Raw genomic sequence first — 14057 nt, forward strand, 5'->3', positions numbered from 1 at the left:
CCTCCTACTTTCCTTCAGCTCGGTAACGGGGCAGCCAGTGGCGCGCGTACCAGGCGACGACGTCGGCGATGCCGTCCTCGAGCGGCACGAGCTTGTCGGCACTCATGCCGACGAGGGGAAGCGTGCTGGTGTCGGCGGTCACGCGGGCCCCGGGGATCTCACCGGGCCGCATCGGCAGATGGGTGAGCGGCACCTCGTCGAAGCCCAGGTCGACAGCGGCCTTGATAACCAGCTCGGCAACCTCGTTCACCGTGCGGTGGTCGGCTGGCCCGACCTCGACGGCCTTCTCCAGGACCACGCCTTCGGCCGCCTTCTCAAGGGCGGACACGAGCGCCTTCGCCCCGTCGGTGACGTGCACCATGTCGGACACCTGCTGCCCGTCGCCGTAGACCTCGATCGGCTGCCCGGTCAGCGCGCGACACACGAACGAAGGCGTGATCTTGCGGACCTTCGCCGCGCCGAACGGGGGCGCCACCGACTGGTACGGACCGTAGGCGTTGACGAGACGGACGATGTTGCAGCGGGTGCCGCGCTCCTTGTTGAACATGGCCACGAACCGCTCGACCGTGGTCTTGCTGATCGAGTAGGTGTTGTTCATCCAGTGGTTGCCAACCCCGATGTACACACCCGGGATGTCGTACTGGGCGATCGCTTCGAGGAAGTTGAGGCCGCCCTGCACGTTGGTCTCGGCAGCGGGACGCGGGTTCTTGATGGTCTCCTGCGTGCCGAGGCAGGCGGCCAGATGGATGATGCCGTCGACGTGGGCGGCGAGTTCGCACATGGCGACGGGGTCGCGGACATCGCCCATGAGGACGGGGCGGTAGCACTCGGGGATATCGCTGCGAGCCGTCCGGCCAAGGTGGTCGAAGATGACGGGTTCGTGGCCGCGCCGGGCCAGTTCGTCGACCACGTGTCCACCGATGAAGCCGGCCCCGCCGGTCACGCCGATCTTCATGCCTCTGTCTCCTTGTTGCAGGTGCAGGTCTTGCAGTGGTTGGCGGCGCCCTGGTGCTTGGTCTTGGCGACGTCGCGGATCGCAGCAACGATGAGGCAGCCGAGGCCGTAGATGGCGACGATCAGCGTGATGGCGATGGCGGTGTTCACGGCTGCTCCTTGCTGACCAGGCGGGCGTAGGGGCAGACCTTGCAGTGCTCGCACTGGGGCGCACTGTCGGGGCAGTCACAGCGGGGGCAGCGGCGGGAGGACGGGCACTGGATCGGGTTGCCCCAGCCGTCGGTGTGCACTTCGCCGCCGCATTCCGGGCGCGTGCAGGGGCCGGTCATCGGCTGCTCCCTGTGGGCTCGGCGAGCGCCTCGTCCCACTCGTAGCCGCAGCGCAGGCACTCGCGGTGGAGGCGTTCGTTCTTCGTCAGACCAACGGTGCAGCCGCTGTCGTGAAGGCACCGGCCGACGGCCCTGTACTGGGTGCTGGCGTCCTCGTAGCGGCACTTGGGGCAGACGGGCGAATCGCCGCTGAAGGGCGGCAGAGCCTCGCTCATCGGCTGCTCCAGGCGGCGATCGTGTACGCGATGTGGTCAGCCGGGGTGAACACGGCGAACGCGAACAGGAACGCGAGAGCTGCGCATATGGCTTTCATGGGTGCTCCTGTGCGGGTTGGTGTGCGGGTTGGGGCGCGGGTTTTGGTGTGGCGGGGACGCGACCCGCACGGACACGTCCCCGCCACCGGTCCCTGAGCAAGAACCTACCGCGATAGTACCTGTGATTCGTAGGTTAATCGTGGGGTTCAGGCTACGATTCGAAGGTATTGGTAGTCCTGAGGGGAACCGCATGGCCACACACCAGGCACAAGGCCTCGGCCGCCACGTCGAACACGACCCCCGGTCTCTCGCCTTCGCCCACAGCGTCCTCCCCAAGTCCGCCATCAAGAGCGTCGACTGGGTACGCCGGGCGCCCATCTTCGACCAGGGCAGCCTGGGGTCCTGCACCGGGAACGCCGCAACCGGCCTACTCGGCACCGACAACGCGGCCCGCCCCGGCCTCACCTCGGTCGAGATCAGCGGCAATGTGCTGCCGGTCGACGAGACCCTGGCCGTGCAGGTCTACTCTCTGGCCACCCAACTCGACAACATCCAGGGCACCTACCCGCCCGACGACACCGGATCATCCGGACTCGGCGCCGCGAAGGCGCTGGTCAGGCTGGGGCTGGCCACCAAGTACCGGCACGCCTTCTCCCTGGACGCCCTCAAGTCCGCCCTGCAGGCGGGCCCGGTCATGGTCGGCACGGTCTGGCTGGAGTCGATGTTCGACATCGACCCCGATGGCTACGTCATCGTCGACCGCAAATCCCCGGTGGCCGGCGGCCACGAGTACGTCATCTCCGCCTACGACGCCCACCGGCTCTCGTTCCGCATCGACAACTCGTGGGGCGAGTCGTGGGGCGTCCGCGGTAGCGCCTGGTTCAGCCAGACCAACCTCACCTGGCTCCTCTCCCAACAGGGCGACGTCACCGTCCCCGTCTGGGCGGCGGCCCCCACCCCTCCTCCGTCGCCCACGCCTTCTCCAGTGGATCCTCGCCTGGTTCAGGCACTGGATCTGATGCAGGCGTGGGCGCACGACAACCACGTGACAGGAGCCTGACCATGGCCGACCTCTGGATGCCGGGAGCGATACGCGCCGACGTCGGCGACCACGCCCCGTGCGACACGCAGTACCCGCCGAAGGCGATCTCCCACATCACCTGGGACCGCAATGCCACCGCGGCAAAGCCCGCCGACCTGGTGCCGTTCTCCGCCCTCAAGGACTACTTCACAGGCGGCGGCCGGGGCATGGCACCGCACATCCTGTGGTCGCCGTTCACCGGCCAGTTCTGCCAGTTCTACCCGGCGAACTCCCGCTCCAAGAGCGTGGTGGACCTGACTGGGGGGACCAGGACCAACCGGGCCGGCAAGGTGGTCATCCAGATCGAGGCCCTGTTCTTCCCCTACTGCCGCACCCCAGACGGCAAGGTGTGGGCGAAGCTCGCCGACACCCCCTGCAAGGGCTGGGAGCAGCTGCAGAACTGGGTGCACTCCTGGGGAGTCCCGAACGCCTGGCCCATGGGCAAGCCGGTCGACTTCACCCCGCACCGCGACGAGCACGTGTGGGAGACGCAAGGCGGCTGGTACGGGCACAGCCAGGTCCCGGAGAACACCCACCAGGACCCTGGTAGCTGGCCCGCGTTCGTGAACGTCTCCCCGCCCAAGCCGGCCACCAAGCCGAAGGTGTCCCTCGCGCACATCGTGTACGCGGCCAAGCACGATCCCGCCTCCGCCCAGGGCCACACCAGCTACAAGAGCGAGGTGCTCCTCGTCGAGCGCGCTCTGCACGCCGAGGGCCTCCTCGACTCCCAGTGGGTCGACGGCAGCTTCGGCAGCAAGACCATCACCGCCTACGCCGCCCTGCAGCGCCGCTACGGCTACAGCGGATCCGGCGCAGACGGCATCCCCGGCAAGACCAGCCTGACCCGACTCGGCGACAAGCACGGATTCACCGTCGTCGCCTGATCTGCAAGGAGTTCACCATGCACCCCACCGACGCGCAGCTGTGGTCTGCGGCCCTCGGCTACCTGCTTCCCCTCGCGATCGCCGTCGTGGCCCAGCCCCGCTGGTCCGGCGCCGTCAAGGGCCTGCTCATGCTCGTCGTCGCCACCGGAGACGGCCTCGGCACCGCCTACTTCAACGGCGAATTCTCCGGCAAGTCCATCGTCACCTGCGTGCTCGTCGCCGCCGTCGCGATCGGAGTCGCCTACCACACCGTATGGAAGCCCTCCGGAATCGCACCCGGCATCGAGCGGGCAACGTCGACGGGTGGGGTATCGGCACAGCAGCCCCGCGGCGTCTGATCCTGCCCGGTGCGAGCCTCTGGGAGGTGGCATGGATGCCGCCCTCGTCACGGCCTTCGGCGTGATCGGCGGAGCCGCCGTGACGGGGGTTGCAGCCATGTACGGCTCCAAAGTCGCGGGGCGCGGCCAGCGGGAGGGCACGGCATTGACCGGCTACGACAACCTCACCCAGCGCCTCATCGCCGAACGCGACAAGGCAGAGATGGATGAGAAGACCGCCGAGGCACGGGCCAGCGCAGCCGAGGCGAAAGCGTCCGCACTCGAAGCGGAAGTTGCGCGGCTCCGACTACTCGTGACGCAGCTGGGAGGCACGCCATGACGCGCACCAAGCGGGTGCTCGCGCGCCGTTGGCGGCCCATGGCCCTCCTCGCGTTCCTGCTGGCCCTAACCGGCGCCGTCCTCCTCGTCTACGTGCGCGTCCAGGCGGAAGCCAATCGCGCCGACCAGTTGGCGGCCGAGGCCGACCTGCGCGGCAACGCGGTGTCGACGCTCGCCGGAGACGTGCGAGCGCTACGGGCACAGGTGAAAGCCGCGGGTAAGACGCCCGTCGCGCCGGACCCGACGAAAGCGGTAAGCAATCTGCCAGCGCGGGCCGAGGTGCCGGTGCCGATCCCGGGGCCGAAGGGCGATAGGGGCGAGGCCGGTTCGCCCGGACCGTCCGGGTCGCCGGGCGCGGCCGGCAGGAACGGCAGCAACGGTCAGCCCGGCGCGTCGGGTGCCTCCGGTCAGCCCGGGGCCGCCGGGGCCGCCGGACCCGTTGGACCCCAAGGGCCTCAGGGCGAGCAGGGCCCGGCGGGACCGCAGGGGCCGCCCGGCAAGGACGGGGCGGACGGCAAGGATGGCGCGGACGGCCGCGACGGGCAGACCTGCCCCGACGGCTACAGCCTCCAGGCGCCGGCCTACGACCCCGACGCGCTCGTCTGCCGCAAGGACGGAGCCCCCCAGCCCAAGCCCGGCAACGGTGGCCTGCTCGGCATGGGCCTCGACCCGCAACGCCGCCAGTACGCATAGGAGACCGCGATGCCTTTCCCGCCTGGTGTACAGCAGGTCACGGTCACGGCCGGGGCGTCCGGCTACCACGCCCCCGACGGCACCCCCTATGCCGGCACGATCCGATTCACACCGTCCGTGCCGCGGGTTGTATCCACCGAGCACGGGGTGATCGCGCTCGGCCCGGTCAACGTCACGTTGGGCGCGTCCGGCGACTTCACAGAGACGCTCCTCGCCACAGACGCCGCCGACTTCAGCCCCAGCGGCTGGACGTACCGCGTCGACGAAGAATTCACGAACGCGCCCAGCCGCGCCTACAACATCAGCCTCCCCGCATCCGCTGGCAGCGTGGACCTGGCATCGCTTACCGTCGTCGAGTCGAGCACCGGGATCGAGATCGGTGCAGACGCCGCCGGCACGGCAGCTGCGGCGGTCGCCGTCCACAACGCCGACACAACCGACGTCCACGGCATCACAGACACGGCGCTCCTCGAGACCTCGACCGGCGCCGCAGCGAAGGTCACCGCGCACGCGGACGCCGCGGACCCGCACGGAGACCGCGCCTACACCCTCACGCAGGTCTCCACGAAGGTCACCGGTCCGGCATCGTCGACGGACAATGCGGTCGCCCGCTTCGACGGCACTACGGGCCTCGTCATACAGAACTCGACGGTCATCATCGGCGACGACGGCAGTGTGACCATCACCGGCAACCTGACCGACGCCGGGAACCTCGTCGTCCGCGACTCCAACACGGAAGCCACCAAGGGCTACCGCTTCCGCACCTCGGGCGGCTCGCTCGACACCGAGAGCGGCGGCACCGACTGGTTCTGGTCGACGTTCCCCAACCCGGACTTCACCGGACCGCAGAACAACTACTTCCGCATGGAGTCTGGCGCGGCGATCCTCCACGTCACTGCCGAGGCCCGCTTCGATGCGACAGCGTTCGGCGGGCGAGGCCACACCCTCGACGGGCCGGGCAGCAAGGTCGGCTTCTACGGGGCGGACCCGACGGGCCGCCCTACTGTGACGGGATCCCGCGGCGGCAACGTTGCGCTCGCGTCCGCGCTGACCGCCCTGGCCACGCTCGGTCTGATCGTCGACAACACCACCGCGTAGGAGCTGCTGTGTCTGAGCCGATCCTGCGCCTGCCGGACGACGACCCCGCCACCCCGTTCTACCTGTCGCCGTGGCCGTTCCTCGAACCCCGCTACCCCAACCCGCCCGACTGGCCGCCGCCCGACGAGACCGCGTGAACAACGCCCCCTCCTGCCTCGGCGGGAGGGGGCGTTCTGCTGTGTGGTGGCGCCGAGTTGGACGGCAGGACTCTCGATAACATGCCATATCGCGGGCGAAAAAACGGTACAATTAGCCATGTCTCTGAACCCCCAAATCAACTCTGGACCAGGCTGGTACGAGGTGATCAACCCTCGCAACGCCACCACCTGCATCGCCCTCGTGTACGAGGACGGATCGCTCTACCTGCCCGAGGGGCAAGGTGCCCTGACCGCCGAAGAGTTCGCGTTCGCCGCAGCCCGAGGAAACGCGCACCGGCTTGTGCGAGCCGACGAAGTGCCGGGCGGCGCATCCCTGACTCGTGAAGAGGTCTAACGTGACCGTCAACGTGAACCTTGGCGACGAGCAGGGCCTGGACCGGACTCGCCGTTACCTCCGCCCCGTAGCTCGTCTCCGCCTGCCCGACGAGCCGGACCTCGTACACCTCGCCGTGTACGAGTGGCTGCCCATGTTCGAAGCGTGGGCCACAGGCCCGGCAATCTGTGGGCGCTCGACCGCGCAGGGACCGCTGCCGGATGGCACCGAAGCGACTTGTCGCGCCTGTCTCGCGTATCAGCCGAAGTACCAAATGATGATGCGGCCGACACAGACCCCCGTCGTCCAAAAGGCGCTGAACGAACAGGTGCGAGCGGCAGTAAAGGAGTCCGGGCTGAAGCAGGCGTGGATCGCGGAGCGACTCGACATTACTCAGAAGCACCTGAGCCAGCTACTGACGGGCCACGCTCCGATGTCGCTGGAGTGGGCCGAGAAGATCTTCTTCCTGTGCGGGAAGCGGATCAGGATCGCCATCGAGGAAGCAGCGTGACCGACCTCGCCCCGCGCCAGCCGGACGCCACCCCTGCCGTCTACGACGCTGCGACGCTCGCCGTCCTCGCCGCCATGGAGAAAGCCGCCGACGAACACCTCGAAAGGATCATCCCCGACAACACCAAGCGCGGATACGCCAACGACTGGGCACTCTGGGAGGAGTTCCACGACTGGCTCGCCGAACGCACCGGCAGCCGTCTCCCGTCCACTGCCGTCACCAAGGGCACCCTCGTCGGGTTCGTCGTCTGGCTGGACACCATCAAGTTCGCGGCCCCCACGTCGATCGACCGGCGCATCACCGGCGTCACCGTCACCGCACGCGGGCTCGGCGTCGAAGTCCCCAAGCTCGCCACCGTCGCCGCACGCAAGGCCCTCAAGCCACTGAAGAACGACCCCGAACGGCAGGCACGCGGCCGAGGCAAAGCCGCCGCCGTCACCCCCGAACAACTCCGCCAGATGAACGCCGCCGTCGCCGACGGACTCACCGGCCTCCGCGACCGCGCCCTCTGGCTCATGGCCTTCGCCATCGCCGGACGCTCCGCCGAAGTCGCCGCACTCCGCGCCGACACCATCGTCCACGTCAGCCAAGGACTCGAAGTCCACGTCCCCGCCGTCAAAGGCCGCCCACCCCGCGACGTCGTCGTCGGCTACGGCCGCAACCCCGACACCTGCCCCGTCCGCGCCTGGCTCACCTGGCGCGCCGCGGCAGGCATCACCAGCGGGCCCGCCTTCCTGCCCATCACCGTCCATGGCCGCCTCGGCGACCGCGCCCTCTCCCCGGAAGCCGTCCGCGAAATCATCGCCCGCAACGCCGAACGCGCCGGACTCTCCGTCCGCCTCACCGGACACTCCATGCGGGCCGGATTCATCACCACGTCCCGGCGGGCCGGGAAGCGAGAGGAGAAGATCCGCGAGCAGTCCGGCCACGCGGAAAACTCGCCGGCCTTCTGGGGGTACATCCGCGAAGCCGACAAGTGGACAGACGCCGCATCCGAGGACATCGGCCTCTGAACACGCGAACGCCCCCGCGGCCGTCTGGCTGCGGGGGCGTCGTGCTGTCCGGGTTCAGCCCCAGGCGGTGTCGTCGCTCATGGCCCCTCCTCGCGTGTGGGTGCGGCCTGCCTGCGGGGTACTCCCCACGCCCCGGAGGGTCGCTGCGAACGAGGCAGGCCGCCCGGCCACGGTACGTGGAGGGCGGCCGTCCTGTCAGCCCTCCGTGCCACACTGGATCCGCGCCCGCCTCGCCCCCCGTCGAGGCGGGCGTCCGCGTTGTCGGTGCCCACGGTTACGCTGGGATCGTCATATCAGCAGCAGCTGGCACTGTGCTGATGCCCCGCCCGGAACAGCGCCCGGCGCGGGGCTTGCCGCTGTCAGGCCGCCTCGACGAGCCGGTTCCGCTCCGCCGCAACGGCGACCGTCCACTCCGCGATGAGCAGCTCGTACCGCTGCCGCGTCTCCCCATACAGCCAGCCGCCGCACGCCTCAACCAGGGCGCGGATGTCCGCATTCACGGCCGCGGCAGACCGCGCAGCACCCTGCGGCGGGGGAGTGGAAGGCATGACGATCAGCCTAGCCGCGGGGTCGGACAGCGGACTACGAGTTCGCCCCGTCCATGACGACGAAGGTCCCCTTGTTCGCCAGCGTCACGACCAGGCCACGGTCCCGCAGCTCCTGCACTGCCCGCCGTGCCGTCCCGGGCGCGACCCCGTACTGGGCGCCCATGTCCCGCTCGTTGGGTAGCCGGGCACCTTTCGGCAGCCGGCCGGACCGGATCTCCGCCTCGACCTGGTCGGCGACCCGCATGTACACGTAGCCGATCGGCTCCTCACTCATGATCGAAACGTAGGGCGGTGCCAAGCTCCCAGCATCCGCAGGTGGTCCCATGGGGCCACATGGGGCGGTATATAGCGGTACCGTCTGAGCAGCAGAAACCCCCGCGACCGTGCGACCGGCCCGGGGGCATGGCCGACAGCGAGCAGGAGCCGTCAGCGTGGACGAGCCTAGAGACACCCCAGCCCAGCCGGGAACCCGTCGGCCAGCCGTCGTCGCCGCGGGCACCAGGCTGAGCCCCCTGCAAGAGGCCTACGGCGAGTACACCGCCCACACCCTCGAGTGCCCCCGCTGCCGTGCTCTCGACGGCGGCCCGTGCGACGACTCCCAGCGGCTGCGGCACGCGTACCTGGCGCTAGGGGGCGACGCGTACCGCGCACTGAACGGCGAGTCAGCGTGACCTCCGAGGCAATAAACGGGCGTTAACCGTTGCCTCCGAGGAAAGCCCTGGCCAGAGCATGGCGAACGGCAGTTGACACCCGCGACGGAGGCGTGAACGCGTGTAGGTAATTGCTCGTTGAACCTTGCTCTTACCTAGGGGTGCATGTTGAATCAAAGTCAGGGCTAAGCGACCGCTCGCCCGTTACGTGCAGCTATCCATGGAGGAGGTCGGTCACGTGGCACCTGAGAGCGTGAGCGATGAGCAGGAGATCCGAGAACTGCGGATCCCGGACCGCGTTCTCGTACCGCTGAATCGACCTGCGCTCCATGCCGGCCATGTGGGCTAGCTGCTCCTGTGACAGCTCCTGCTGCCGCCGGAGATCCGCGTTGCGGTGACCGAGGGCGACACGTCTTTGCATGACCCAGTCGGGTCGGGGATTGCGGCGGGCTGGCACCCGTCACACGCTTAGGCGTTAGTGATCTTGTGTCAGTACCCAAGTGGTCGCCAAATGATCAATATTGAAATGCGTGCGACGGACGGACGTGCCCGCGTCGTAGAGAAGGTGAACGCACCGTGTAGCCCTGCGGTGACTGGCATATGCCGCAGGGCTCCGTGTAGTGTCCAGTAATCGAACGTGCGTTCGCTCGAAAGGGTGAATCCCTGCATCGACCTGCATCCCTCAGGCAACACGGAAGGTCGAAGCACCCGAAGACGTGCCGGCCCCGTCGTCAGGTCCCCCCCTCGGGGACGGTGGCCGGCACTTGGGGCGGCCCCCTGCTCCCCGCCGGCGCGGGTCGGCAGGGGGCCGTCTGGCTATCTGACGTGCAACAACAGCTTGATCGTTTAGGGGAGATTTAGGGGGCAGTGCACCGCACCACTAAGGAGCTACCGAGTATCCGCCAAGCCTCCACCAAGGTACTGACGTGGCGCGGCATCCCACGTCGAACAGTCCTTACCTGCGAAGACGCCGGATGAATGGAGGTCAGGACGCGACCCCGCCTTCGCGGAGAAGCTGCTCAACTTCATCATCGCCGAGGTCATCCGCCACCACGAGCGCATCGCCGAGGGCGCCACGTCCACCGCCGACACACCGAAGAACTGACCTCCGCGCCGCACGGCCCGTGCCGGTCGGCGGGACACCGCTCGCCCGTTCGGCCGAGTGACTCTTTGTCAGGTCAAAGGAACGCGGGGTAGGACGGTTCGGGCATAAGCTGGTTGCCCAAACGAGGGGACGTCGGGCCATGCCGTCTGATGCGAGCATTCTCATCGTCGACGACCACGAGGACATGCTCTACGCCCTGGAGAGTGCACTGGCCCCGCTGGGCTACCGGCTCACCCGTGCGACCAGCGGCGACGGCGCGCTCAAGGAGGTCCTGCGGGGCCAGGTGGGCCTCCTGCTCCTCGATGTGCGCATGCCCGGGGTGAGCGGACTCGACGTCGTGCGCTACATGCGGCGCGTGGAGCAGACCCAGCACATCCCGGTCATCCTCCTCACGGGTTTCGGTCCCGACGCCGCACTCACCTCCGCCGCCTTCGGCCTCGGTGTCGCCGACCTGTTGATGAAACCGGTCGACCCCTGGTCCCTGCGCACCAAGGTCCGCTACCTCTACAACGCCCACCAGCACTCCCAGGCCCTCGAACGGGAGGTACGCGCCCTGCGCGCCCGGCTCGAGGGGGCCGGCGCGCCCCCGGCGCGCGCCCTCCCGCATCCGGACGCACACCTGCCGGGCCAGCGCGAGGACACCGCCGACGGCACATCCCGCGGGTGCGCCCCGGCGCGGCACGAGAGACACCCCTAGGTGCCACGGGCGCAGCCCGCAGGCCGCACGGGACGTGTCCTCAGGCGTCTCGGGACACGTATGCGGACGGCGCGAAGGGCGCACGCGAACGGTACAAAACGTGCACGTGGGCGGCGCGAGAGGGAGCGAGAAGGCGGCAACGGAGTCGGACAAAGGGTGTGTACCGGGACCACCCCTGTGCGCTGTCGGCGGCATCAGGCAGCATGTCCCTCATGTCCGTACTGACGCGCGACGAAGCGCAGACCCGTGCCCGTCTCCTCGACGTCCACCGCTACGAGATCGCCCTCGACCTGACCCGCGGCGACGAGACCTTCGACTCCCGTACCGTCATCCACTTCACGGTGCGCGGTGACCGGAAGGCCGCGGACACCTTCGTCGAGCTGAAGCCCGCCGAGCTGCGCTCCGCCACGCTGGACGGACAGCCCCTGGACCCCGAGACGCTCGACGAGAACCGGCTGCCTCTCAAGGGCCTCACCGCCGGCGAGCACGAACTGCGCATCGACGCCGCCATGCGCTACTCGCACACCGGTGAGGGCATGCACCGCTTCACCGACCCCACCGACGGCGAGACCTACGTCTACACCCAGCTGTTCCTGGACGACGTCCAGCGCGTCTTCGCCGCCTTCGACCAGCCCGACCTCAAGGCCGTCTTCGAGCTGACCGTCAAGGCTCCCGAAGGCTGGAGCGTCCTCGCCAACGGCGTCACGACCCACGAGGGCGACGGCACCTGGCGCGCCGCCGCGACCCCCCTCATCTCCACCTACCTCGCGGCCGTCGCCGCCGGCCCCTGGCACTCCGTGCGCACCGAGCACCGCGGACTGCCCTTCGGCATCCACTGCCGCCGCTCCCTCGCCCCCTACCTCGACGCCGACGCGGACGAACTCCTCGAGATCACCCGCCGGTGCTTCGACCGCTACCACGAGAAGTTCGAGGAGCCCTACCCCTTCGACTCCTACGACCAGGCGTTCGTCCCCGAGTTCAACGCCGGAGCCATGGAGAACCCCGGCCTGGTCACCTTCCGCGACGAGTTCGTCTACCGCTCCGCCGTCACCGACACCCAGCGCCAGACCCGCGCCATGGTCATCGCCCACGAGATGGCCCACATGTGGTTCGGCGACCTCGTCACCCTGCGCTGGTGGGACGACATCTGGCTGAACGAGTCCTTCGCCGAGTACATGGGATACCAGACCCTCACCGAGGCCACCCGCTTCACGGACACCTGGACCGACTTCGGCGTCGCCCGGAAGGCCTGGGGATACGACGCGGACCAGCGGCCCTCCACCCACCCGGTGGCCCCCGACGCGGTCGACGACACCGCCTCCGCACTCCTCAACTTCGACGGCATCTCCTACGCCAAGGGCGCCTCCGCGCTGCGGCAGCTGGTGGCCTGGCTCGGCGAGAAGGACTTCCTCGCCGGCATCAACACCCACTTCGCCCGCCACCGCTTCGGCAACGCCACGCTCGCCGACTTCGTCGACTCCCTCGCCGACGCCACCGAACGGGACGTGCACGCCTGGGCCGACTCCTGGCTGCGCACCACCGGCGTCGACACCCTCACCCCGCACCTCACCCAGGCCGACGACGGCACCTACTCCCTGACCGTCACCCACGACGGCAGCCGCCCCCACCGCATCGCCGTCGGCCTGTACGACCAGGACCTCTCCGACGACGGCGGCCTCACCCTGCGCGAGCGCCTCGAACTGGACCTCCCGCAGACCGCGCCGCAGCCCCTCGGCAAGCGCCCCGCCCTGCTCCTGCTCAACGACAGCGACCTCACCTACGCCAAGGTCCGCTTCGACGCCGACTCCTTCAAGGCCGTGCGGGGCGCCCTGTCCGCCGTGCCCGAACCGCTCAGCCGCGCGGTCGTGTGGAACGCCCTGCGCGACGCCGTCCGCGACGGCAGCCTCCCCGCCGCCGCCTACCTGGAGACCGCGCGCACCCACCTCCCGCAGGAAACCGACCTGGCCCTCGCCGAAGGCGTCCTCGCCTTCGCCTCCGCCCAGGTCGCCGACCGATACCTGCCCGCCGGGGAACGGCCCGCGGCCCTCACCACCCTCACCCACCTGTGCCGCGACCTCATCCGCCGGACCGAGGACGGTTCCCACCCCGGGCTGCGGCTGATCGCCGTACGCCACTTCATCGACGCCGCGGCCCACCCCGACACCATCGCCGCCTGGCTCGCCGACGGCACGGTGCCCGGCGGGCCCGAACTCGACCCCGAACTGCGCTGGCGCATCCTCGGCCGCCTCGCCGTCCTCGGCGCCGTCGACGAGGCCACCATCGACGAGGAACTGGAGCGCGACCCCAGCGCCACCGGCCAGGAAGGCGCCGCTCGCTGCCGCGCCGCCCTGCCCGACCCCGAGGCCAAGCGGCGTGCCTGGGACGCGATGTTCGCCACCGACGACCTGTCCAACTACCTGTTCACCGCCACCGCGCAGGGCTTCTGGCAGCCCGAACAGGCCGACATCGTCGCGGAGTACGTCGACCGCTACTGGACCGACGCGCCCGCCGTCGCCGCCCGCCGCGGCCCCGCCATCGCCGCCGCCACCGGCCGCTGGGCCTTCCCGCGCCACGCCGTCGACGCGGACACCCTCCGCCGGGGCGAGAAGTGCCTGCGCAAGCAGGACCTCGTCCCGGCCCTGCACCGCAGGCTCGTCGACGAACTCGACGACCTGGCCCGCGCCCTGCGCGTCCGCGAGGCGTAGCCGACGCCGGCCGGCCCCCGTCCACGTGCGTCGGGGGCCCGTGTCCGGGACCCGGCCTGGGCCGGCGGCTGCATGCGTCACCCGCGCGTCGGTTGGCACGTGCCCGGCACCGGGTGCGGGGAGACCGGCGCTCGCTGCTGGGCGCGGGTCAGCGAATGCCCGTGCCGGGGGTCGGCAGGCGTGCGCGTGTTTGCGTGTGGGGATGGGCGGGCCTCCGGTTTCTGGGTGTTCCGGTCGGCACGCACCTCTCATGGGCCGCCGGTCGGTGTTCTTGCCCGGTGCGGGCCTGCGCGCACGCCTGCCACCGGGCGTCGGCCGGCGTGCCCCGGAACAGGCGTCGGCGGGCCGGTTCCCGGGTGTTTCGGTCGGCACACGCCGTTACGCGGCGTCGGCCGGTCCGTGCTCGTC

Annotated in this window: 20 protein-coding genes and 1 pseudogene; 14 read left to right on the top strand and 7 right to left on the bottom strand. The window is 69.7% G+C overall.

All coding sequences use genetic code 11. From position 1 onward, the window contains the following. Window positions 1-4: 4 nt before the first annotated feature. Genes ABZ876_RS08505 through ABZ876_RS08520 form a run of 4 tightly spaced genes read right to left on the bottom strand, consistent with a single transcriptional unit; the run spans window position 5 to window position 1498 of the window. Window positions 5-955 carry an NAD-dependent epimerase/dehydratase family protein gene (locus ABZ876_RS08505; protein WP_361776347.1) on the bottom strand — a complete coding sequence of 317 codons (951 nt, stop codon included), beginning with the start codon at window positions 953-955 and terminating at the stop codon, window positions 5-7. After that, window positions 952-1104 (bottom strand): hypothetical protein, encoded by a 153-nt coding sequence (locus tag ABZ876_RS08510; protein ID WP_361776350.1) that lies wholly within the window; start codon window positions 1102-1104, stop codon window positions 952-954. The genes ABZ876_RS08505 and ABZ876_RS08510 overlap by 4 nt, the downstream gene beginning before the upstream one ends. Continuing rightward, window positions 1101-1283: a hypothetical protein gene (locus ABZ876_RS08515; RefSeq protein WP_361776353.1), complete on the bottom strand. Its 183-nt coding sequence runs from the start codon at window positions 1281-1283 to the stop codon at window positions 1101-1103. The genes ABZ876_RS08510 and ABZ876_RS08515 overlap by 4 nt, the downstream gene beginning before the upstream one ends. After that, a complete protein-coding gene (locus ABZ876_RS08520; protein ID WP_361776356.1) occupies window positions 1280-1498 on the bottom strand; it encodes a hypothetical protein in 219 nt (72 codons plus the stop codon). The genes ABZ876_RS08515 and ABZ876_RS08520 overlap by 4 nt, the downstream gene beginning before the upstream one ends. A gap of 289 nt (window positions 1499-1787) precedes the next feature. On the opposite strand from ABZ876_RS08520, the gene ABZ876_RS08525 reads away from it, so the two are divergent. The 10 genes from ABZ876_RS08525 to ABZ876_RS08570 all read left to right on the top strand — a co-directional run bounded on the left by ABZ876_RS08525 (window position 1788) and on the right by ABZ876_RS08570 (window position 7944). Further along, window positions 1788-2597, top strand: coding sequence for a hypothetical protein (locus tag ABZ876_RS08525; protein ID WP_361776358.1), 810 nt, complete (start codon window positions 1788-1790; stop codon window positions 2595-2597). 2 nt (window positions 2598-2599) lie between these two features. Next, window positions 2600-3502, top strand: coding sequence for an endolysin (locus tag ABZ876_RS08530; RefSeq protein ID WP_361776362.1), 903 nt, complete (start codon window positions 2600-2602; stop codon window positions 3500-3502). Window positions 3503-3519: 17 nt separating this feature from the next. Continuing rightward, window positions 3520-3840 carry a hypothetical protein gene (locus ABZ876_RS08535; RefSeq protein WP_361776365.1) on the top strand — a complete coding sequence of 107 codons (321 nt, stop codon included), beginning with the start codon at window positions 3520-3522 and terminating at the stop codon, window positions 3838-3840. Window positions 3841-3871: 31 nt separating this feature from the next. Next, on the top strand, window positions 3872-4159 hold the full coding sequence (locus tag ABZ876_RS08540) for a hypothetical protein (protein WP_361776368.1): 288 nt from the start codon (window positions 3872-3874) through the stop codon (window positions 4157-4159). Continuing rightward, window positions 4156-4851, top strand: coding sequence for a collagen-like protein (locus ABZ876_RS08545; protein ID WP_361776371.1), 696 nt, complete (start codon window positions 4156-4158; stop codon window positions 4849-4851). Before ABZ876_RS08540 ends, ABZ876_RS08545 begins: the two co-directional genes overlap by 4 nt. A gap of 9 nt (window positions 4852-4860) precedes the next feature. Continuing rightward, window positions 4861-5949 (top strand): hypothetical protein, encoded by a 1089-nt coding sequence (locus tag ABZ876_RS08550; RefSeq protein WP_361776374.1) that lies wholly within the window; start codon window positions 4861-4863, stop codon window positions 5947-5949. Between the two features lie 8 nt (window positions 5950-5957). Continuing rightward, complete coding sequence (locus tag ABZ876_RS08555) at window positions 5958-6086, top strand: hypothetical protein (protein WP_361776377.1); 129 nt, start codon at window positions 5958-5960, stop codon at window positions 6084-6086. Window positions 6087-6204: 118 nt separating this feature from the next. Then, on the top strand, window positions 6205-6441 hold the full coding sequence (locus ABZ876_RS08560; protein ID WP_361776380.1) for a hypothetical protein: 237 nt from the start codon (window positions 6205-6207) through the stop codon (window positions 6439-6441). Window position 6442: 1 nt separating this feature from the next. Continuing rightward, window positions 6443-6931 (top strand): helix-turn-helix transcriptional regulator, encoded by a 489-nt coding sequence (locus tag ABZ876_RS08565; protein WP_361776383.1) that lies wholly within the window; start codon window positions 6443-6445, stop codon window positions 6929-6931. After that, window positions 6928-7944: a tyrosine-type recombinase/integrase gene (locus tag ABZ876_RS08570; RefSeq protein WP_361776386.1), complete on the top strand. Its 1017-nt coding sequence runs from the start codon at window positions 6928-6930 to the stop codon at window positions 7942-7944. The genes ABZ876_RS08565 and ABZ876_RS08570 overlap by 4 nt, the downstream gene beginning before the upstream one ends. A 359-nt stretch (window positions 7945-8303) precedes the next feature. Here ABZ876_RS08570 and ABZ876_RS08575 read toward each other — a convergent pair whose 3' ends face one another. Together ABZ876_RS08575 and ABZ876_RS08580 are read right to left on the bottom strand one after the other, a co-directional pair. Beyond that, on the bottom strand, window positions 8304-8492 hold the full coding sequence (locus ABZ876_RS08575; RefSeq protein WP_361776389.1) for a hypothetical protein: 189 nt from the start codon (window positions 8490-8492) through the stop codon (window positions 8304-8306). A 34-nt stretch (window positions 8493-8526) separates the two neighbouring features. Further along, window positions 8527-8766, bottom strand: coding sequence for a winged helix-turn-helix domain-containing protein (locus ABZ876_RS08580; RefSeq protein WP_361776392.1), 240 nt, complete (start codon window positions 8764-8766; stop codon window positions 8527-8529). Between the two features lie 157 nt (window positions 8767-8923). Here ABZ876_RS08580 and ABZ876_RS08585 point away from each other — a divergent pair, with 157 nt between their 5' ends. Next, window positions 8924-9163: a hypothetical protein gene (locus ABZ876_RS08585; RefSeq protein WP_361776394.1), complete on the top strand. Its 240-nt coding sequence runs from the start codon at window positions 8924-8926 to the stop codon at window positions 9161-9163. Between the two features lie 193 nt (window positions 9164-9356). Here the strand turns inward: ABZ876_RS08585 and ABZ876_RS08590 are convergent, their stop codons facing one another. After that, window positions 9357-9563, bottom strand: coding sequence for a helix-turn-helix transcriptional regulator (locus ABZ876_RS08590; RefSeq protein WP_361776396.1), 207 nt, complete (start codon window positions 9561-9563; stop codon window positions 9357-9359). Window positions 9564-10136: 573 nt separating this feature from the next. On the opposite strand from ABZ876_RS08590, the pseudogene ABZ876_RS08595 reads away from it, so the two are divergent. The 3 genes and pseudogenes from ABZ876_RS08595 to pepN all read left to right on the top strand — a co-directional run. Then, window positions 10137-10247: pseudogene (locus tag ABZ876_RS08595) on the top strand (chorismate mutase); the annotation flags it as partial. Between the two features lie 139 nt (window positions 10248-10386). Continuing rightward, window positions 10387-10944, top strand: a complete 558-nt coding sequence (locus ABZ876_RS08600; RefSeq protein WP_361776399.1) for a response regulator — start codon at window positions 10387-10389, stop codon at window positions 10942-10944. A gap of 203 nt (window positions 10945-11147) precedes the next feature. Beyond that, on the top strand, window positions 11148-13649 hold the full coding sequence (pepN, locus tag ABZ876_RS08605) for an aminopeptidase N (RefSeq protein WP_361776402.1): 2502 nt from the start codon (window positions 11148-11150) through the stop codon (window positions 13647-13649). Window positions 13650-14057 lie beyond the last annotated feature (408 nt).

The organism is Streptomyces sp. NPDC046931, assembly GCF_040644655.1.
Taxonomy (GTDB): domain Bacteria; phylum Actinomycetota; class Actinomycetes; order Streptomycetales; family Streptomycetaceae; genus Streptomyces.

What these genes read in the sequence shown, in the direction of transcription:
- ABZ876_RS08520 (WP_361776356.1), bottom strand. Translation starts at nt 1,498, where the DNA reads ATGAGCGAGGCTCTGCCGCCCTTCAGCGGCGATTCGCCCGTCTGCCCC.
- ABZ876_RS08580 (WP_361776392.1), bottom strand. Translation starts at nt 8,766, where the DNA reads ATGAGTGAGGAGCCGATCGGCTACGTGTACATGCGGGTCGCCGACCAG.
- ABZ876_RS08575 (WP_361776389.1), bottom strand. Translation starts at nt 8,492, where the DNA reads ATGCCTTCCACTCCCCCGCCGCAGGGTGCTGCGCGGTCTGCCGCGGCC.
- ABZ876_RS08530 (WP_361776362.1), top strand. Translation starts at nt 2,600, where the DNA reads ATGGCCGACCTCTGGATGCCGGGAGCGATACGCGCCGACGTCGGCGAC.
- ABZ876_RS08515 (WP_361776353.1), bottom strand. Translation starts at nt 1,283, where the DNA reads ATGACCGGCCCCTGCACGCGCCCGGAATGCGGCGGCGAAGTGCACACC.
- ABZ876_RS08590 (WP_361776396.1), bottom strand. Translation starts at nt 9,563, where the DNA reads ATGCAAAGACGTGTCGCCCTCGGTCACCGCAACGCGGATCTCCGGCGG.
- ABZ876_RS08540 (WP_361776368.1), top strand. Translation starts at nt 3,872, where the DNA reads ATGGATGCCGCCCTCGTCACGGCCTTCGGCGTGATCGGCGGAGCCGCC.
- ABZ876_RS08525 (WP_361776358.1), top strand. Translation starts at nt 1,788, where the DNA reads ATGGCCACACACCAGGCACAAGGCCTCGGCCGCCACGTCGAACACGAC.
- ABZ876_RS08545 (WP_361776371.1), top strand. Translation starts at nt 4,156, where the DNA reads ATGACGCGCACCAAGCGGGTGCTCGCGCGCCGTTGGCGGCCCATGGCC.
- ABZ876_RS08505 (WP_361776347.1), bottom strand. Translation starts at nt 955, where the DNA reads ATGAAGATCGGCGTGACCGGCGGGGCCGGCTTCATCGGTGGACACGTG.
- ABZ876_RS08550 (WP_361776374.1), top strand. Translation starts at nt 4,861, where the DNA reads ATGCCTTTCCCGCCTGGTGTACAGCAGGTCACGGTCACGGCCGGGGCG.
- ABZ876_RS08600 (WP_361776399.1), top strand. Translation starts at nt 10,387, where the DNA reads ATGCCGTCTGATGCGAGCATTCTCATCGTCGACGACCACGAGGACATG.
- ABZ876_RS08560 (WP_361776380.1), top strand. Translation starts at nt 6,205, where the DNA reads ATGTCTCTGAACCCCCAAATCAACTCTGGACCAGGCTGGTACGAGGTG.
- ABZ876_RS08535 (WP_361776365.1), top strand. Translation starts at nt 3,520, where the DNA reads ATGCACCCCACCGACGCGCAGCTGTGGTCTGCGGCCCTCGGCTACCTG.
- pepN (WP_361776402.1), top strand. Translation starts at nt 11,148, where the DNA reads ATGTCCCTCATGTCCGTACTGACGCGCGACGAAGCGCAGACCCGTGCC.